Consider the following 19434-nt stretch of genomic DNA (forward strand, 5'->3'; position numbering starts at 1 on the left):
TCTGCCGGGTCGGGGCACCGAAATGGCGCGCTCTCTCGCGCCGAACCGGCGGCCATCTCGGCGGAGAGCGCTCTATATACCGGGGCCACCGGCGGATTCCACCGGCAGCAACGGGCCCGATGCCGACACGCGCGAGCGACCTCCTCACCCTGACCCGCGAAGGCCTCTACTGCCCGCTCGGCGGCTTCCACGTCGATCCGACCTGGCCGGTGGAGCGGGCGCTGATCACCCACGGCCATGCCGACCACGCCCGGGCCGGCCACGGCCATGTGCTGGCGACGCCCGAGACCCTGCGGATCATGGCGGTGCGCTACGGCGAGGATTTCTGCCGCCAGCGCCAGGAGGCCCGGCTCGGCGAGGCTCTGCGCGTCGGCGACGTCACGGTACGCTACGCCCCCGCCGGCCACGTCCTCGGCTCGGCCCAGATCGCTATCGAGCGGGACGGCGTCCGCGTCGTGGTCTCGGGCGACTACAAGCGGGCGCCGGACCCGACCTGCCTGCCCTTCGAGGTGGTGCCCTGCGACGTGTTCATCACCGAGGCGACCTTCGGCCTGCCGGTGTTCACCCATCCGGATACCCGCGACGAGGTCCGCAAGCTCATGGCCTCGGTGGCCCTCTTCCCGGAGCGCGCCCACATCGTCGGCGCCTACGCGCTTGGGAAGGCGCAGCGGGTGATGGCGCTGCTGCGCGAGGAGGGCTGGGACCGGCCGATCCACCTGCACGGGGCGATGGAGAAGCTGACGGAGCTGTACAAGCGCGAGGGCATTCCCCTGGGCGACACCCCGAAGGTCGTGGCCGCCGACCGCAAGGACCTGCACGGCGCCATCGTGATCTGCCCGCCTTCGGCCATGCAGGACCTGTGGTCGCGAAAATTCCCCGATCCGGTGACCTGCTTCGCCTCGGGCTGGATGCGGGTCCGCGCCCGCGCCCGCCAGAAAGGCGTCGAGCTGCCGCTGGTGATCTCCGACCATTCCGACTGGCCGGACCTGTGCCGGACCATCCAGGACACCGGCGCCGGCGAGGTCTGGGTGACGCACGGCCAGGAGGACGCGCTGGTGCATTGGTGCGGGACGCAAGGGATCAAGGCGAAGCCGCTGCACCTGCTGGGCTACGGTGACGACGGCGAGGCGGAGCCGGCCCCGACCGACGCCGCGGAGCCGGAGGTGGCCGCGTGAACGACTTCGCCCATCTCCTCGACCGCCTCGCCTACGAGCCTCGCCGCAACGCCAAGCTGCGCCTGCTCCAGGATTTCTTCGCGCGCACGCCGGATCCGGAGCGGGGCTACGCGCTGGGCGCCATGACCGGCACGCTGAATTTTCGCGAGGCCAAGCCGGCCCTGATCCGCGGCCTGGTGGAGGAGCGCATCGACCCGGTGCTGTTCCGGCTGTCGCACAACTACGTCGGCGATCTCGCCGAGACCACGGCGCTGATCTGGCCCACCACACCTGTCCCTCCCCCCTCTGCGGGGGAGGGTACCCTGCGCAGCAGGGGGGGAGAGGGGCAGCGCGACGATTCAGAATATGAGGCCCGTCGCGACTCGTCCGGCACCGTCGCTCCCCTCTCCCGACCCGGCCTGACGGCCGGCCCACCCTCCCCCGCAGAGGGGGGAGGGGATGCGCGTGTGGGGATCGGCCACAACAATCCGCCGCCGCCGAGCCTAGCCGAGGTCGTCGAAACCCTCAGCACTATCCCCAAAAAAGATCTGCCCCGCCACCTCGCCGAATGGCTCGACGCCCTCGACGAGACCGGGCGCTGGGCGCTGCTGAAGCTCGTCACCGGCAATCTGCGCGTCGGCGTCTCGGCGCGGCTCGCCAAGACCGCGGTCGGCGCCCTCGGCGGCCACGAAGCGGATGCGGTCGAAGAAGTCTGGCATGGGCTGACGCCGCCGTTCGAGACCCTGTTCGCCTGGGTCGAGGGCCGGGCCGAGCGGCCCGAGACCCTGAACCCGGCCCCGTTCCGGCCGCCGATGCTGTCACATCCGATCGAGGAGGAGGCCGATCTCGAGAAGCTCGAGCCGGAGGCTTTTTCCGCGGAGTGGAAATGGGACGGCATCCGCGTCCAACTCGTCGGCGGGCGCGACCGGGCCGGCGCCCAGGTCGCCAAGGTCTATTCCCGCACCGGCGAGGACATCACCGGGGCGTTCCCGGATCTCGCCGAGGCGATCGGCTTCACGGGGACGCTCGACGGCGAGCTGCTGATCCTGCGCGAGCGCCGGGTCCAGAGCTTCAACGTCCTGCAGCAGCGCCTGAACCGGAAGGCCGTGACGGGAAAGCTCCTGGAGGACTTCCCCGCCCATGTCCGGGCCTACGACCTCCTGACGCTCGACGGCGACGACCTGCGGGCCGAGCCGTTCGCGACCCGTCGGGAGAAGCTGGAAGCCCTGGTCACCCGCCTCGACCACGCCCGGATCGACATCTCCCCCGTGGTCCCGTTCGCGGATTGGGAGGCGCTCGCCGCCGCCCGCGCCGATCCGGCCTCCGTGGGTGCCGGCGAGGACGCGGACGCGATCGAGGGCGTGATGCTCAAGCGCCTCAACAGCCCCTACCTGCCGGGCCGCCCCAAGGGCCCGTGGTGGAAGTGGAAGCGCGAGCCGCACATCGTCGACGCCGTGATGATGTACGCCCAGCGCGGCCACGGGAAGCGCTCGTCGTTCTACTCGGATTACACGTTCGGGGTCTGGCGGGAGGCGCCGGAGGGCGGCGACGAGCTGGTCCCGGTGGGCAAGGCCTATCATGGCTTCACCGATGCCGAGCTCGCCAAGCTCGACCGCTATGTCCGCAACAATACCAGCAAGCGGTTCGGGCCGGTGCGCGAGGTCACCCATGGGCACGAGGCCGGCCTGGTGTTGGAAATCGCCTTCGAGGGCGTGCAACGCTCGACCCGGCACAAGTCCGGGGTGGCGATGCGCTTCCCCCGGGTCAGCCGGATCCGCTGGGACAAGCCCCCCGCGGAGGCCGACCGGATCGACGTGCTGGAGCGGATCCTGGCCCGCGGCGAGCGCGAGATCGCGCCGGGGGCTACGCTGACGGAGACGGATGCATGAGGCAGGGCAAGATCGGTCCGGTGGAACCGCTGGCCTCCGGCGTGGTCGAGCGCCACGCGAGCGGCCGCCTGACCATCGCGACCCAGGGACAGGGTTTTACGGATTTCACCGGCGCGGTGTCCGGGTTCGTGCGCGGCAGCGGGATCCGGGATGGGCTCGTCACGGTGTTCTGCCGGCACACCTCGGCCTCGCTGACGATCCAGGAGAATGCCGACCCGGACGTACAGACCGACCTCATGACCGCGCTCGACGGCTTCGCCCCGCGTGGCGCCCCTTACGTCCACGGTGCCGAGGGGCCGGACGACATGCCGGCCCATATCCGCACGCTGGTCACGAATTCCGCCCTGAGCATCCCGCTGGTCGAGGGCCGCATGGCCCTGGGCACCTGGCAGGGGATCTACCTGATCGAGCACCGCGACCGGCCGCACCGGCGGGAGATTATTTTGAACGTGATCGGGGCGTGAGCCGGACGGCAACATTCGCTGACACACCGTTGGTTAACCATGCTGCGCCTCTATAGGCCGGTATAGGATCGGTGCTTTCGGCCGGTCTCGGGAATGGAGACCCCGATGGGCTTGTTTGACGCGCTCTCGAATTCGGTGGCCGGCGCCTCGGCGCAGTCCTTCGCGCTCAACAACATCTCCGGGAACATCGCCAACACCCAGACGGCGGGGTTCAAGACCACGGAGACGAGCTTCGCCGACATGCTGGCCCAGACCACGGCCAAGGCGCAATCGAGCGGCGGCGTCTCGACCAGCACGCGCGACACCCTCGGGATCCAGGGGACGATCCAGTCCACCGGAGTCTCGACCAACCTCGCCATTTCGGGGAACGGCTACTTCGTGGTCCGGTCGAACACCGGCACGCCGCAGAGCCCGAGCTTCACCGGCGAGACCGGCTATACGCGGCGCGGCGACTTCGCCGCGGATTCGAGCGGCTACCTGGTCAACGGCGCGGGCTATTACCTGTTCGCCGGCCCGTCGGCGACCGCGCCGGTCCAGGTTCCCACCGGGACCAACACCCTGGCGAGCCTCGCGGTCTCGCCCGCGGGCACGCTCACCGGCACGGCCGCGGATGGCAGCACGCAGGCGCTCGGATCGCTGACGCTGGCGCAGTTCGGCGGCCAGGACAACCTGACCTCCCTCGACGGCGGCACCTACGTGGCCAACGGCCGATCCGGGACGCCGAGCTTCGGGCTCGACGGCGCGACCGTCACCGCCGGGTCGGTGGAGCAGTCGAATGCCGGCATCTCGGATCAGTTCTCCAAGATGATCGAGACCCAGCAGGCCTACACGGCCAACACCAAGGTCATGAGCGCCGCCGATCAGATGCTGCAGGACGCCATCGCGATGGATGTGTGAGGCCCGACGGCGCGCCTCACAGGAACTTCAGCGGGTCCGTCTCGGGCGGGGGCGGGGCCACGTCGTTGCGGTTCCACCAGCCGCCGCCGAGCGCCACGAACAAAGCCGCGCTGTCGCCGTACTGGGTGGCGCGGGCGCCGGCCGAGGTAACCAGGGCCGACAAGTAGCCCTGCTGGGCGATCAGCACCTGGGTCGAGGTGACGGCGCCGGCCGTGTACTGCTTGCGGATCAGCCCGAGGCTCTGGTTGGTGGCGCTGACTGCGGCATCGGCGGCGGCCACCGCCTTGGCGTCGGCCTGCAGCGCCCGCAGGGCGTCGGCGACGTTCTGGAAGGCGGTGATCACCGTCGCCTTGTACTGCGCCTGCGCCTGGGTCAGCGTCTCCTCCGCCGCCCGCTGGCGCCGGAACAGGGTGCCGGCGTCGAAGATCGGCGCGGTCGCCTGGCCGATGATCGTGAAGAACGCCGCCCCGGGATTGGCAACCTGGGCGATCCGCACCGCGCTGGAGCCGCCCGTGGCGGTCAGGCTGAATTGCGGCAGGCGGTTGGCCACGGCGACGCCGACGCTGGCGCTCGCCTGCTGGACCAGGGACTCGGCTGCCTTCACGTCGGGGCGCTGCTGCACGAGGCGCGAGGGCAGGCTCACCGGCAGCTTGGTCGGCAGGCGCAGCGCCGAGAGCTGGAAGGTCTCCGAAACCTCGTCGGACGGGAGCCGCCCGGCCAGCGCGGTGAGCAGGTTGCGCTGCTGCGCCAGCTGCTTCTCGAGCGGCGGCAGCAATTGCTGCGACAGGGCGAGCGCGGCCTGCTGCTGGACCACGTCGGCCCCGGCGATCTGGCCGAGCGAGAGCTGCTTGTTGAACAGCTGCAGCACTTCGGTCTGCGCCTGGATTACCTTGCGGGTGGCGTCGATCTGCGCCCGTAGGGCCGCCTCCTGGATGGCGGCGGCGACGACGTTCCCGGTCAGGCTGAGATAGGCCGCCTCCAGCTGGAAGCGCTGGTTCTCGGTGGTGGCCTCCAGGGACTCGATCTGGCGCCGGTTCCCGCCGAACACGTCGGGATTGTACGAGACCACCGCCTGCGGCGTGTAGAGGCTGTAGAGATAGTTGGTCTGGTTGTTGAGCGGCGATTGCAGGTCGAGGCCCGGCGCCAAGACGCCCTGCGCCTGCGGGGTCGCGGTCAGGCTCGGATACAGCGTGCCCTTCTGGGCGAGGACGTTCTGCTGCGCGATCCGCAGCGAGGCCTGCGCCGCCTCCAGGGTCGGATTGTTGGCGAGCGCCTGCTCGACCAGCTGGTTCAGCGCCTTGGAGTGGAACAGGGTCCACCACTGGCCGGGAATGTCGGCCCCGGAGACGAAGCTCTGATCCGCCGAGCCGCCCTGCCGGGTGCGGATATTGTCGGCGGCCGAGGGGTTCTTGAGCGGTTCCTTGGTGTAGCGCCCGACCGGCGGCGCCTCGGGCGGCACGTAGTTCGGGCCGACCGCGCAGGCCGACAGGGACAGAGCCGCCGCCAGCACGGCAGCCGCACGACCGCACCGCTTCGGCGCCAACTCCACCATCATGCCCCCGAAACCCCTCCCTCGGTAGAGGGTCCGGGCGCACGGCCAAGTCAATCCGACGGCGGCGCGATCCCGCGCGCCGGACCGGCGCTGTGGTGTTCCGGTCACGTGTCGTCCCCCGGCTCGCGCCGCCCCGATCCGGCTCATGCCGCGGCCCGATGCTCCGTCCGCGCCCGCGCATTCGGGTTCGGTCGGCGCCGGGAAAACAGCGAGATCAGCACCGGCACCACGACCAGGATCAGGTTCGGGGCCAGGATGATGCCGCCGACCACCACCAGGGCCAGCGGCTTCTGCACCTGCGAGCCGATGCCGGTGGACACCGCCGCCGGCAGCAGGCCGACGCAGGCGGCCACGCAGGTCATCATCACCGGGCGCATCCGCACGATCGCGGCGTTCCACACCGCGTCCTTGCGCTGCCAGCCCTCGTCGAGGAGCTGGTTGTAGTAGGCCAGGAGGATCACGCCCTCCATGGTCGAGATGCCGAACAGCGCGATGAAGCCGATCGCCGCCGAGATCGAGAACGGCGTGCCGGTGAACGACAGGGCGAAGATGCCGCCGATCATCGCCATCGGGATCACCGAGAGCGTCAGCAACATGTCCGCCACCGACGAGAAGTTGATGAACAGCAGGAGCGCGATCAGCAGCAGGGTCACCGGCACGACCAGGCTGAGCCGGGTCGCGGCGTCCTTGAGGTTGGTGAACTGCCCGACCCACTCCATCCGGTAGCCCGGCGGCAGGTCCACGGCCTCGGCGACCTTGCGCTGGGCCTCGATCACCGCGCTGCCGAGGTCGCGCCCGCGCACGGAGAACTTCACCGGAATGTAGCGCTCCTGGTCCTCGCGGTAGATGAACGAGGCGCCCGAGACGAGGTCGACGTCGGCGATCTCGGAGAGCGGCACCTGGATCACGCCACCGTTGGGGTTCTGGGCGCCGACCGCGATGTTGCGGATGCCGGCCAGCGACGAGCGGTACTCCTTGGCCAGCCGCACCCGCATCGAGAAGTGCCGGTCGGAGCCGTACTCGTAGAGGTCGCCCGCAGTCTGGCCGCCGATCGCCGCCTGGATCGTGGTGTTCACGTCGCCGATCGACAGGCCGTAGCGGGCGGCCTTGTGGCGGTCGACGTCGATCCGCACGGTCGGCTGGCCGAGGGATTCGAACACCGCCAGGTCGGTGATGCCCGGCACCGTGGCCAGCGCCGCCTTGGCGGCGTTGGCGGTCTTGGTGAGCTGGGCGAGGTCGCTGCCGTAGATCTTGACCGAGTTCTCGCCCTTCACGCCCGAGGCCGCCTCCTGGACGTTGTCCTCGATATATTGCGAGAAGTTGAACTCGATCCCGGGAAACTCCGCTTCGAGCTTCTTGTTCAGGTCGTGGATCAGCGTGTCCTTGTCGAGGCCCTTGCGCCACTGGTCGATCGGCTTCAACGGCGCCAGGATCTCGACGTTGAAGAACCCGGTGGCGTCGGTGCCGTCGTTGGGCCGGCCCTGGTGCGAGATCACCGTGACGACCTCCGGGACCTCCTGGAAGATCTTGCGCAGGCGCTGGACATAGGCGTTGCCGGCCTCCAGCGAGATCGATGACGGCATGGTGCCGCGCACGTAGAGGTTGCCCTCTTCGAGCCGCGGCAGGAATTCCAGGCCGAGGTTGCGTGCCGCCAGCCCGGAGGCCAGCAGCACCACCAGCATCACCGAGAGCGCCAGCACCCGGTTCTTCAGGCCGAAGGCCAGGATGCGCTCGTGCCCGGCGCGCAGGACCCGCACGATCAGGGTGTCCCGCTCCTCGAGCTTCCGGGGCAGGATCAGCGCCGAGAGGGCCGGCGAGACCGTGAAGGTGGCGAGCAGGCCGCCGACCAGCGCGTAGGCGTAGGTCTTGGCCATCGGGCCGAAGATGTGGCCCTCGACGCCGCTCATCGTGAACAGCGGCAGGAAGCCGACGATGATGATGATCGCCGAGAAGAAGATCGCCCGGTTCACCTCGACGCCGGCGATGGCGATGATGCCGAGCCGGCCCTCCAGGCCCCCCGGCGGCTTCTGGCCCTCGGAATGCTCGGGCTCGGCGAGGTGCCGGAACACGTTCTCGACCATGATCACCGTGGCGTCGACGATCAGGCCGAAATCGATGGCGCCGAGCGACAGCAGGTTGGCCGAATCGCCCCGCACCACCAGGATCAGGATCGCGAAGCCGAGCGCGAACGGGATCGTGGCCGCCACGATGATCGCGCTGGTGAGCGATCCCAGGAACAGCCACTGCACGATGAACACCAGCACCACCCCGAAGACGAGGTTGTGCATCACCGTATGGGTCGTGGTGTGGATCAGGCCCGACCGGTCGTAGATCCGCTCGATCTTCACGTCGGGGGGCAGGATCGTCGAGCTGTTGATCTTGTCGATCTCGGCCTCGACGCGCTCCAGGGTCGGCAGGCTCTGGCCGCCGCGGCTCATGAGCACGATGCCCTCGACCACGTCGGGCTGGTCGTCGTGGCCGACGATCCCGAGCCGGGGCGCGTTCGACACGCGGACCTCCGCCACGTCCCGCACCAGCACCGGCGTGCCGTTGACGAGGCTGATCATCGTGTCCTTGATGTCGTCCATGTCGCGGATCAGGCCGATGCCGCGCACCACCGCGGATTGCTGGCCGACATTCAGCGTCTGCCCGCCGACGTTGATCGAGGCGTTGTTCAGCGCGGTCGTCAGCTGGACCAGGGTCAGGCCCTGGGCCTGGAGGCGGTTCAGGTCGACCGCGACCTCGTATTCCTTGGCCTTGCCGCCGAAGGCGGTCACGTCGGTGACGCCGGGGATCGCCTTGAACCGGCGCTGCAGCACCCAGTCCTGCAGGGTCTTCATGTCCATGGGCGAGTAGCCCGCCGGGCCGACCAGCTTGTAGCGCATGATCTCGCCCACCGGGCTCGTCGGCGAGATCTGCGGCGTGGCGCCGTTCGGCAGGCTCGGGGCCTGCGACAGGCGGTTGAGCACCCGCTGCAGCGCCTGCTCGTACGTGTACTCGTAGTTGAACTGGACCTTCACGTCGGACAGGCCGAACAGCGAGATCGTCCGCACCACCTGGGCGTTGGGGATGCCGGCGAGCGCCACCTCCAGGGGGATGGTGATGTAGCGCTCGATCTCGTCGGCGGATTGCCCCGGATTCTGGGTGATCACGTCGACCAGCGGCGGCACCGGGTCGGGATAGGCCTCGATGTTGAGCTGGGTATAGGCGCCGTAGCCGATGCCGAGCATCACCACGAACAGCAGCACCACCAGCACGCGCTGGCGCAGCGAGAAGACGATCAGGCTGTTCATCGCCCGGATTCCCGCTCAGGATGCCTTGTCGCCGGTGGCCGCCCGGTCGATGAACAGGGCCCCCCGGGTCACGATCTGCTCGCCCGCGTGCAGGCCGTCGACGACCTGCGCGTTGTCGCCGTTGATGACGCCGAGCTTGATGTCGCGCGCCTCCACGGCGCCGTCCTGGCGGGCCACCCAGACATGGGTGCGGTCGCCCTCGTACACGATCGCGGCGACCGGCACGCTGGGCGACGGCTCGCCCTTGCCGGTGATGATCGTGTAGGTGGCAAACATCTCCGGCCGCAACACGCGGTCGGGATTGTCGACCTCGCTGCGCACGGCGAGCCGGCGGGTGGCCGGGTCCAGGCTCGCGGCCATGTAGTTCACCCGGGCCTTGAACACCCGCGCGCCGAAGCCCGCCACCTTCGCCTCGACCTCCTGGCCGATGCGGATCTTCGGGATCTCGCTTTCGCGCACGTTGGCGACGAGCCAGACCGTGGACAGGTCGCCGATCACGAAGACCGGGTCGCTGGAGGCGGAGAGGAACTGCCCGGTGCCCACTTTCCGCTGGACGATGGTGCCGGCGATCGGCGCCCGGATCTGGGTCTCCGGGCTGAGGCGGCCGTTCTTCTCGTAGGCGGCGATCTCGGCGTCGGACTTGCCGAGCAGCCGCAGACGGTTCTTCACGGCGTCGAGGGACGCTTCCGCGGTCTTGAGATCGCTCTGGGCGGCGATGACGTCGTTCTGCGCCGACTGGTAATCCTTCAGCGCCACCGCGTGGGCCTGGAACAGCTCCTGCTGGCGCGCCGCGATGGTCTGGTCGAGCTTCAGCAGGGCCTGCTGCTTCTGGAGGTTGTTCAGGGCCGCCTGGTAGTCGTTCTGCGCCTGGACCATGTCGGTGGCCTCCAGCGTCAGCAGCACGTCGCCGGCCTTCACGTCGTCGCCCGCCCGGGCCAGCACCTTGGTCACCCGGCCCGCATAGGGCGAGACCACCGGCACGTTGTCGTCGTCGTTGAGGGCAATGCGCCCTTCCGCGGAGCCCTCGGGACGGAACACCTGGGTCGCCACCGGCAGGATCTCGAAGGCGGCGCGCTGCTCCTTGGTCGGACGGAAGACCCGCTCGACCGCGCCGGCCTTCTCGGCCTCGATCCCCGCATCGGGGTTGCCCGATCCGAACAGCCCGGCGACGACGCCCGACGCGGCCTCGCGGGCGCGGTCCGACACGGCGAGCGCCACGCCGCCCGCGACCGCGAGCAGCACGAGGGCGATCAGGAGCCAGGGCGCGCGGCGCCCGCGCGCGGACGCGGCGACGGCGTCATCCTGTTCCAGCGGGTTGCGGGCGTCCATGCGGTTGGTCTTCTAGGGCCGGGCGAAGGTCCGGGATGGCTGACAGGGCACGTTTCCGCCCAGACCCCGGCCGTTTCATGGTGATCGGAGTCGCTTGTCGAGGCGTGCCGTCCGGGCGGACCCAGACTGCACCACGTGCCTAGAGCAAAGCTTGGCTGATCCGCAATCGATCGGGGGGGCAGGTCGCGAAACCGTGTGGCTCGATCTTCCTTCGCCGGGATATTGTTACAATATGACAACGCTCGCGGGCAGCCAGCCCGACCCATCCCGCAGATCCGATCGAAGAATCCGCCATGACCGACATGAGTTCTGCTTCCGCCCCATCGGGTTCGACCGCCGGCAAGATCCCGGTGACCGTGCTCACCGGCTATCTCGGCGCCGGCAAGACCACCTTGCTCAACCGGATCCTCACGGAAAACCATGGCAAGCGCTACGCCGTGATCGTCAACGAGTTCGGCGAGATCGGCATCGACAACGACCTCGTCGTCGGCGCGGACGAGGAAGTGTTCGAGATGAACAACGGCTGCGTCTGCTGCACGGTGCGCGGCGACCTGATCCGGATCATGGACGGCCTGGTGAAGCGCCGGGGCAAGTTCGACGCGATCATCGTCGAAACTACGGGGCTCGCCGACCCGGCCCCGGTCGCCCAGACCTTCTTCGTCGACCAGGATGTCGGCGACGCCGCCCGCCTCGACGCCGTGGTGACGGTGGCCGATGCCAAGTGGCTGTCCGACCGCCTGAAGGATGCCCCGGAGGCCAAGAACCAGATCGCCTTCGCGGACGTGATCCTGCTCAACAAGAGCGACCTCGTCTCGCCGGAAGACCTCGACCGGGTCGAGGCCGAGATCCGCGGCATCAATCCGCTGGCCAAGCTCCACCGCACCCAGAACTGCGCGGTGCCCCTGGAGGCCGTGCTCGAGCGCAACGCCTTCGACCTCGACCGCATCCTCGAGGTGGAGCCGGAATTCCTGGAGGCGGGACACCACCACCATCATGATTCCGAAATCCAGTCGATCTCGGCGAAGATCGACGGCGAGGTCGATCCGGAGAAGTTCATGCCCTGGATCTCGAACCTCACCCAGGTCCAGGGACCCGACATCCTGCGCTGCAAGGGCATCGTCGCCTTCCCGAACGAGCCCAAGCGCTTCGTCTTCCAGGGCGTGCACATGATCCTCGACGGCGACGTCCAGGGGGATTGGCGTGCGGACGAGAAGCGGGTCTCCCGGGTGGTGTTCATCGGCCGCAACCTCGACCCGGCGGCGATCCGCGAGGGCTTCGAAGCCTGCCGGATCTGACCCGGGGCCGCCCGGCCGAACCGGGATCCTGCCGCCGACGCGTCTCGGTCGCGCGCCGTCGGCGGCCCGGCTTGCCGGGGCGCGTGTATAACGACCGACTATCGGAGCGTTCTTCCTCGATATAGCGTATCGGCACGGCTCGATACCGACTTGGGGGGAATTCGCCATGGTACGCCTGCTTCTGGCCGCTACGATGCTTGCTTGCGGCGCCGGCGCGCTCGTCACGCCGGCCGCGGCCCTGTCCGCCAAGGATTGCTCGACCAAGTATCAGGCGGCCAAGCAGGCCGGGACGCTCAACGGCCAGAAGTGGAACGACTTCCGCAAGGCGGAGTGCGGTGCCGATGCGTCCGGCACGACGGCCAACACGGTGCCGAACCCGGTGGCGCCGGGGGCGACCAAGACCGCTGCTCCCGCTCCGGCTCCCGCGCCGGCCGCCCCGGCGGCGAGGCCCACCGCCGCCGCACCGGCCGCTGGCACCGCCGCATATCCGTCCGCCGTCGATCCGAAATACGCGAGCGAATCCGCCGGCAAGGCGCGAATGCATACCTGCCTCGACAGCTACAACGCGGCCAAGTCCGCCGGGACGCTGGGCGACGCGAAGTGGATCCAGAAGGGCGGCGGCTACTACTCGGTCTGCAACAAGCGGCTGAAGGGCTGACGACACCCGCGCACCACGCTGCCTGCCGCGAAGCCTATTCTCAACCATTGGATGTCATGGACTCCGGACGTGCGGGCCTGCGTAACGGGCCCGCGGAGTCCGCGTATCCATGGCTCACACCGCAGCACCCGCAATCCCGATCCCGTCGGGATTCGCCGTCGGAATCCCGCTTCTCGGCGTCGTCCGGGGGCTGGCCAAGGCGCTGTTTGCCGCCTTCATCTTCTTCGCCTGCTTCGCGTTCTCGGAAACCTCGCCCTACGACGCGGTGGCGATCCCGACGATCCTGCTGTGGCTCTGCCTCGGCGTGCGCCTGCACCGGGGGGCGGTGCCGCTGCTGGCGCTGCTGCTGATCTACCTGGGGGCGATCGTCGTCGCCCTGTTCCCGTACCTGAACGAGGAGTTCCCGGTCACCTGGACGATCCAGCTAATCTACCTTGTGATCACCTGCGTGTTCTTCGCGATGTTCTTCTCGGAGGACACGCACGCCCGGATGGAGCTGGCGCTCAAGGCCTACACGGCGAGCTGCGTGTTCTCGGCGGCGCTCGGCATCGTCGGCTACCTGCAATGGCTCGGCATCGAGGACCTGTTCTACAAGTACGACCGGGCCTCGGGCACCTTCCAGGACCCGAACGTGTTCGGCTCGTTCCTGACTTTGGGTGCCCTCTACCTGATGCACGGGCTGCTCACCGGCTCGGCCCGGCGCCCGCTGCTGTCGCTGGCCGGCCTGCTGATCATCATGGCCGGCATCTTCCTGTCGTTCTCGCGCGGGTCCTGGGGCGGTAGCGTGGTGGCCGTGCTGCTGATGGTCGGCTCGGTCTATGCCGGCAGCGGCTCCGTCCGGCTGCGCCGCCGCATCGTGCTCCTGACGCTGGCGACACTGGTGCTCGGCACCATCGCGGTGATCGGCCTCCTGTCGGTCGAGCACGTCCACACGATGTTCGAGACCCGGGCGGCCCTGGCCCAGGACTACGACCAGGGCGAGACCGGCCGCTTCGGCAATCAGGTCCGGGGCCTCGCGATGCTGCTGGAGCGCCCGTTCGGCATGGGGCCGATGCATTGGCGGCTAGTCTTCGGGCTCGAGCCGCACAATTCCTATATCGGCTCGTTTGCCAATGGCGGCTGGCTCGGCGGCGTCGTGTTCGTCGGCTTGGTGCTGGCCACGAGCTTCGTCGGCTTCCGCCTGCTGGTGCGGCCCTCGCCGGTCCGGGCGCATGCCCAGATCGTCTGGCCGGCGCTCCTGATGTTCTTCCTGCAGGCGTTCCAGATCGACATCGAGAAGTGGCGCCACGTCTACATGATGCTCGGCATGGTCTGGGCGCTCGAAGCCGCGCGGCTGCGCATGCCCCGGATCGGCGACATCGGCAGCCCGCGTGCTGGCAAGGTGATCGCGCGCGGCGCCAGGCCCGCTTGAAACGCGCTCGCAGCCGGGTCATCGCTCCTGCGAGGACGCTGGCGATTGCCGAACGGCATATTCGCGCCCGGAGACGGTCGGTGAAAGCACACCCGGACGATGAGGCGACGCGGCTCGCGGCCTTGAACGCCCTCGGCATCGTCGGCACGCCGACAGAGCCGCATTTCGATGCCGTGTGCCGCACCGCCCGCCGCCTGTTCGGCGTGCGCAGCGCCTTCGTCGGGTTCCTCGACGACACCCAGCAATGGCTCAAGACGCCCTGCGCCGACGTGCCGACGACGATTCCGCGGGATCAAAGTCTCTGCCAGCACACGATCCGCAGCGACGCCATGCTGATCGTGCCCGATGCCCGGGCCGATCCGCGGTTTCGCGATCTCGCCCTGGTAGCGACCCCAGGCGGGATCCGGTTCTATGCCGGCATCCCCCTGAGCCTGGCGCCGGGACTCCGGATCGGCACGTTCTGCCTGATCGACCCGGAGCCCCGGGACGGGCTTTCGGAGGCGGACCAGGAAGCGTTCCACGACCTCGCCGAGATCGTGATCGCCCACCTGCGATTGAGCGAGGCCGATCTGCGGCGCAGCCACGAGATGGCGCAGGCTGCGATCCGCGAGGCCCTGATCCGGGAGCAGCACCGCGAGATCAACGCCCGGTCCGAGGCCCAGGCGGCGGCCAACCACCAGCTCACCATGGCCGAGCAGCTCGCCAGCGTCGGCAATTGGCGCGTGGACCTCGCCGACGGGCAGCCGGTCTGGTCCAGGAGCCTCTACGAGATCGCCGGCCGCGACCCTCTGGGGCCGGCGCCGGCCCTTTCCGAGTTCTCGCAGATTTATCACCCCGACGACCGGGAGCGGCTCGAGGGGATCGTCACGGACGCCATCGCCCGCGGCGCGAGCTTCGACTTCGAGGCACGGCTGCTGCGGCCCGACGGCGAGGTCCGCGACGTGGTCGTGCGCGGCGTCTGCCGCGGAAAGAACCCTGTGACCGGCCTGATCGGCGTGCTGATCGACGTGACCGAGCGTCGGCGCGCCGAGGACGAGGTCCGCCGCAGCGAATTGCGCTACCGCGGCCTCGCCGAGACCCTGCCGCTGCTGATCTGGACCATGCGGGTCGGCGACGGGCAGGCGACCTATGCCAACGCGCAGTTCCACGCCTATTACGGGCCGATCGGGCTGGACCGGGCGGAGCGCCTCGCCCGCAACCACCCGGAGGATGCCGCCGCCATGGAGGCGGCCTGGCACGAGGCGATCGCGACCGGGATCGGCTATGGTGGCCAGTGGCGGATCCGGCGGCACGACGGCGCCTACCGGTGGCACAAGATCTCGCTGATCCCGATCTATCTCGACCCGGCCGACGGCGCCGTGGTGGAATGGCTCGGCACCGCGCTCGATGTCGACGACATCGTCACGGCGCGGCTCGCCGTCGAGGAGGCGCGCGGGCTCTTAGGGATCGCCCTCGATGCGGCCGATGCCGGCACCTGGGACTGGGACATGCGCACCGGGCTCGCCACCCTGAGCCTCGAGAGCGCGCGCATGCACGGCCTGCCCGATACCGGCCGGGCGCACACGATGGCCGCGGCGGCCTGGACGGCGCTCGTGCATCCCGAGGATGCCGGCGATGTCTGGAACGCGATCCGGCAGGCGGTGGAAACCTCCTCCGCCTTCGTCGCCGAGTTCCGGGTCGGCGAGCGCTGGATCTACGCGCGCGGGCGCACGCAGTTCGGCCCCGAGGGCCAGCCGCAGCGCATGGTCGGGCTCCATCTCGACATCACCGAGCGCAAGGCGGCCGAGGCGGCCCTGCGGGACGCGACCCGGGACGCGGAGGCGGCGCGGGCGGAAGCCGAACGGGCGAGCGCGGCCAAGAGCGAGTTCCTGGCCGCGATGAGCCACGAGATCCGCACGCCGCTCAACGGCATCCTCGGCTACGCCGACCTGCTCCTCGACGAGAGCACGATCCGGGACGAGGACCGGCGCCGCCTGGAGCTGATCCACAGCTCGGGAGCGGCCCTGCTCACCGTGGTCAACGACATCCTCGATTTTTCCAAGATCGAGGCCGGCGAGCTGACCCTCGACCCGGTCGGCTTTCCGCTGGTTGCGATCGTGGACAGCACGGTCTCGATCGTCCGGGGCAGCGCGCTCCGGAGCAGCCTGCGGATCGAGGCGCAGATCGACCCGGCGCTCCCGGGCGTCGTGGTCGGCGATCCGGGCCGCCTGCGGCAGGTGCTGCTCAACCTGCTCAACAACGCCGTGAAGTTCACCCCCGAAGGCTCGGTCACCGTCACGGTGCAGCGGGAGGGCGAGGGCGTCGCGCCCGATGGCGGGCCCGGCGACGTGGTCCGCTTCGCGGTGACCGATACCGGTATCGGCATCGCGCCGGCGCAGCAGGAGCGCCTGTTCAAGCGCTTCAGTCAGGTCGACGGCTCGATCAGCCGCCGCTTCGGCGGCACCGGCCTCGGGCTGGCGATCTCCCGGCATCTCGTCACGCTCATGGGCGGCGAGATCGGCATGGAGAGCCAGGAAGGGGAAGGCTCGACGTTCTGGTTCCGCCTGGTCCTGCCTCGCGGCACCGATGCCGTCGACGCGCTTCGCCTCGAGGCAGCGGCCTCGCCGCCGCCGGCCAAGGCATCCCGGGCGCTCCCGTCCGGGCCGTCGCTGCGCCTGCTCCTGGTCGAGGACGTGCCGCTCAACCAGGAGCTCGCCTGCGCCGTGCTCGAATCGCAGGGCTACAGCGTCGAGGTGGCGGGAGACGGCGGCGCGGCGATCACGGCCGTGGGCCTGTCGGTCGCCGAGGGACGCCCCTACGACCTCGTGCTGATGGACGTGCAGATGCCCGGCGTCGACGGGCTCACCGCCACGCGGCGGATCCGCGCCCTGGCGCCGCCGGCCTGCGATGTCCCGATCGTGGCGATGACCGCCAACGTTCTGCCGGCGCAGGTCGCAGAATTGCGTGAGGCCGGGATGGACGACCATGTCGGCAAGCCGTTCCGCCGGGCCGACCTGTTCGCCACGATCAGCCGCTGGACCGCCCCCGGCGCCCGCCGGCCGGCGCGCCAGGAGGCGCCGCTGCGGACCGTGCCGGTCGATCCGGGGGTGCTCGACGCGACGGTGCTCACCGACATGGAGACAAGTTTCGGCACGGACCAGGTCGGCGCGCTGCTGGATATGCTCGCCAACGAGCTGTCCGAGCGGTTCCGGCCGAGCGAGACCGACCGCCTCCAGATCGCCCACGACGCTCACGCCATGGTGGCGGCGGCCGGGCTCCTCGGCTTCGTCGGCCTGTCGAGCCTGTGCCGCGAGGTCGAGGCCGCCGCCCATGCGGGCGCCGACCTCGTGCCGCTGATCCGGCGCCTGGAGGTGCAGCGGGCCACGACGCTGCGGGCGATCCGCCAGCTGCGGGCGGCCTGACCCGGCTTTACGGCTCCTCCTCCGGGAGCGGATCGCCGGTCCAGGTGGTCGCGAAGGCGGCGAGCTGGCGGGCATCCGCGAAGGCTGCCACCGTCACATCGCGCTCGGACGGCACCGCCCCCGGATAGGGCGCGAGCAGGACCCGCACCCGGGCGAGGCGGCCGCCGGGGGCGTTCGCCTCGATCCAGGCCAGCGCGTCGGGGGTGAGACGCTCGGGCCCGTCGAGGGCGCGGGCATCGGCGCGCAGCACGACCACGTAGGTGCCGAGGCTCGGATCGGCCTGCTGGACCGCTTTGACGATGTCGATCACGGGCTCTCCGCGAAGTCGTTGATCTGCACCTGGGCCTGGGCCGCGGTGAAGTTCGGGATGTCGGCGAAGATCTCCTCGCCGTGGGCCGCCACGGCCTTCTTGAACGCGTCGGCCGATTCGAACGTCAGCAGCGCCATCACCTGGAACGGGGCCGCACCGCCATCCGGAGTGCCCGCGCCCTTGACCACCTTGGCGTCGTGGAGGCCCAGCGACGACCAGCGCTCGCGCACCAGCGGCATGTGGTGCCCGAGATAATAGGCCATGTCGAAATTCGGGCCGGCCGGGTACATCACGCTGACCAGGATCATAGCTTCATCCTCCCTGTTGCGGCCCCCAGGTCGCCGGGGTGCCGGTGGAACCTCAGTGTAACTTCACCCGCGATTCGGTGCGGCGGGTGAGCGCCCGGGCTAGCGCGTCGAGCGCGGTCTTGACGGTGCCGTGGAGCGCCCGCTCGTGCATCTTGTAGAGCGAGCGATACATCATCCGGGCGAACAGCCCGGCGATCAGCATGTTCTTGCCCCGGACGAAGCCCATGAGGCTGCCCACCGTCGAGTACTCGCCGAGCGACACCAGCGAGCCGAAATCCTTGTACTTGAACGGCTTCAGGGGCTTGCCGTCGATCTTGGCCTGGATCTGGCCGATCAGGTGGCTGGCCTGCTGGTGGGCGGCCTGGGCCCGGGGCGGCACCGGCCTGTCCGAGCCGGCCTCGACCAGGTAGGCGCAGTCGCCCATCGCGAAGATGTCGGCGTCGCGGGTGGTCTGCAGGGTCGGGGCGACCACCAGCTGGTTGGTCCGCGTGGTCTCGAGACCGCCGATGCCCTGCAGGAACGGCGGCGCCTTCACGCCCGCCGCCCAGACTACCAGTTCCGACGGGATGAAGGTGCCGTCGGCGAGCTGCACGCCGTCGGCCCGCACCTCGGTCACCCGCGCCTTCACGCGGACATCGACCCCGATCTTGTTCAGGAGCTGCATCACCTCCACCGAGAGCCGCTGCGGCACCGCCGGCAGGATCCGCTCGGCCGCCTCGACCAGGGTGATGCGGATGTCCTTGCTGGGATCGATCCGATCGAGGCCGGTGGCGACCACGTGCCGGAAGGTCCGGTGCAGCTCGGCGGCGAGCTCGGTGCCGGTGGCGCCGGCGCCGATCACCGTGACGTGGAGCTGGCCCGGACGGACCGGCCCGGCCTGGGTATGGGCCCGCAGGGATGCGTTGACGAGGCGCTGGTGGAAGCGCACCGCCTGGTCCTGGGTGTCCAGCGCGATGGCGTGCTCGGCGACGCCCGGCGTCCCGAAATCGTTGGTGGTCGAGCCCACCGCCATCACCAGGGTGTCGTAGGGGACCGAGCGCTCCGGCGTGACCTCACGCCCCTCGGGATCGTGGCTCGCCGCGAGCCGGATCGTGCGCGCCTCCCGGTCGAGCCCGGTCATGCTGCCGATTCGGTAGCGGAACCCGTGCATGTGGGCGTGGTGCAGGTAATCGACGGCGTGGTGGCCGATATCGAGGCTGCCGGCCGCGACCTCGTGCAGCAGCGGCTTCCAGATATGCGTGCGGGCGCGGTCGACCAGGGTGATGTGCGCCCGCTTGCCGCGCCCCAGCTTGTCGCCGAGCTTCGTCACCAACTGGAGCCCCGCGGCCCCGCCGCCGACCACGACGACGCGATGCAGGCCGGACTCGTTATCGTCGGGTACCATCGACACCCTTTCTCCCCACGGGCCGGACTTGGCGCCCCGGCCGGATTAAACGCCTCGGACGCCCGCTTGCCACATCTACCCGCCAAGAG

14 protein-coding genes are annotated in these 19434 nt (G+C 69.7%); 8 read left to right on the forward strand and 6 right to left on the reverse strand.

The window, feature by feature from the left end; all coding sequences use genetic code 11:
- Nucleotides 1-119 precede the first annotated feature (119 nt).
- From MKL09_RS08205 to MKL09_RS08220, 4 genes are all read left to right on the forward strand, one after another.
- Complete coding sequence (locus MKL09_RS08205; RefSeq protein WP_244019423.1) at nucleotides 120-1175, forward strand: ligase-associated DNA damage response exonuclease; 1056 nt, start codon at nucleotides 120-122, stop codon at nucleotides 1173-1175.
- A complete protein-coding gene (locus tag MKL09_RS08210; protein ID WP_244019425.1) occupies nucleotides 1172-3043 on the forward strand; it encodes a cisplatin damage response ATP-dependent DNA ligase in 1872 nt (623 codons plus the stop codon). Before MKL09_RS08205 ends, MKL09_RS08210 begins: the two co-directional genes overlap by 4 nt.
- Entirely contained in the window at nucleotides 3040-3507 is a 468-nt protein-coding gene (locus MKL09_RS08215; RefSeq protein WP_244019427.1) for a secondary thiamine-phosphate synthase enzyme YjbQ, read from the forward strand. Before MKL09_RS08210 ends, MKL09_RS08215 begins: the two co-directional genes overlap by 4 nt.
- Before the next feature lie 105 nt (nucleotides 3508-3612).
- On the forward strand, nucleotides 3613-4404 hold the full coding sequence (locus tag MKL09_RS08220; protein WP_244019429.1) for a flagellar hook basal-body protein: 792 nt from the start codon (nucleotides 3613-3615) through the stop codon (nucleotides 4402-4404).
- 16 nt (nucleotides 4405-4420) lie between these two features.
- On the opposite strand, the gene MKL09_RS08225 is transcribed toward MKL09_RS08220, so the two are convergent.
- From MKL09_RS08225 to MKL09_RS08235, 3 genes are all read right to left on the reverse strand, one after another.
- A complete protein-coding gene (locus tag MKL09_RS08225; RefSeq protein ID WP_313901174.1) occupies nucleotides 4421-5956 on the reverse strand; it encodes an efflux transporter outer membrane subunit in 1536 nt (511 codons plus the stop codon).
- A gap of 143 nt (nucleotides 5957-6099) precedes the next feature.
- Entirely contained in the window at nucleotides 6100-9249 is a 3150-nt protein-coding gene (locus MKL09_RS08230; RefSeq protein ID WP_244019432.1) for an efflux RND transporter permease subunit, read from the reverse strand.
- Nucleotides 9250-9264: 15 nt separating this feature from the next.
- A complete protein-coding gene (locus MKL09_RS08235; RefSeq protein WP_244019434.1) occupies nucleotides 9265-10578 on the reverse strand; it encodes an efflux RND transporter periplasmic adaptor subunit in 1314 nt (437 codons plus the stop codon).
- Between the two features lie 293 nt (nucleotides 10579-10871).
- Between MKL09_RS08235 and MKL09_RS08240 the strand changes: the two genes are divergently transcribed.
- From MKL09_RS08240 to MKL09_RS08255, 4 genes are all read left to right on the forward strand, one after another.
- The gene (locus MKL09_RS08240) at nucleotides 10872-11873 is read left to right on the forward strand and encodes a CobW family GTP-binding protein (protein WP_244019436.1); all 1002 of its coding nucleotides are present in this window, start codon (nucleotides 10872-10874) and stop codon (nucleotides 11871-11873) included.
- A gap of 166 nt (nucleotides 11874-12039) precedes the next feature.
- Nucleotides 12040-12531 (forward strand): hypothetical protein, encoded by a 492-nt coding sequence (locus MKL09_RS08245; RefSeq protein ID WP_244019438.1) that lies wholly within the window; start codon nucleotides 12040-12042, stop codon nucleotides 12529-12531.
- 109 nt (nucleotides 12532-12640) lie between these two features.
- Nucleotides 12641-13942, forward strand: a complete 1302-nt coding sequence (locus MKL09_RS08250; protein WP_244019440.1) for an O-antigen ligase family protein — start codon at nucleotides 12641-12643, stop codon at nucleotides 13940-13942.
- A gap of 80 nt (nucleotides 13943-14022) precedes the next feature.
- Nucleotides 14023-17343 carry a GAF domain-containing hybrid sensor histidine kinase/response regulator gene (locus tag MKL09_RS08255; protein ID WP_244019441.1) on the forward strand — a complete coding sequence of 1107 codons (3321 nt, stop codon included), beginning with the start codon at nucleotides 14023-14025 and terminating at the stop codon, nucleotides 17341-17343.
- Between the two features lie 7 nt (nucleotides 17344-17350).
- On the opposite strand, the gene MKL09_RS08260 is transcribed toward MKL09_RS08255, so the two are convergent.
- Genes MKL09_RS08260 through MKL09_RS08270 form a run of 3 tightly spaced genes read right to left on the reverse strand, consistent with a single transcriptional unit; the run spans nucleotide 17351 to nucleotide 19345 of the window.
- On the reverse strand, nucleotides 17351-17653 hold the full coding sequence (locus MKL09_RS08260; protein ID WP_244019442.1) for a hypothetical protein: 303 nt from the start codon (nucleotides 17651-17653) through the stop codon (nucleotides 17351-17353).
- Entirely contained in the window at nucleotides 17650-17961 is a 312-nt protein-coding gene (locus tag MKL09_RS08265; RefSeq protein WP_244019443.1) for an EthD family reductase, read from the reverse strand. Before MKL09_RS08265 ends, MKL09_RS08260 begins: the two co-directional genes overlap by 4 nt.
- A 52-nt stretch (nucleotides 17962-18013) precedes the next feature.
- Nucleotides 18014-19345, reverse strand: a complete 1332-nt coding sequence (locus MKL09_RS08270) for an NAD(P)/FAD-dependent oxidoreductase (RefSeq protein WP_244019444.1) — start codon at nucleotides 19343-19345, stop codon at nucleotides 18014-18016.
- Nucleotides 19346-19434: the final 89 nt, after the last annotated feature.

Origin of the sequence: Methylobacterium sp. J-048, from assembly GCF_022829515.1 — a bacterium.
Classification (GTDB): domain Bacteria; phylum Pseudomonadota; class Alphaproteobacteria; order Rhizobiales; family Beijerinckiaceae; genus Methylobacterium.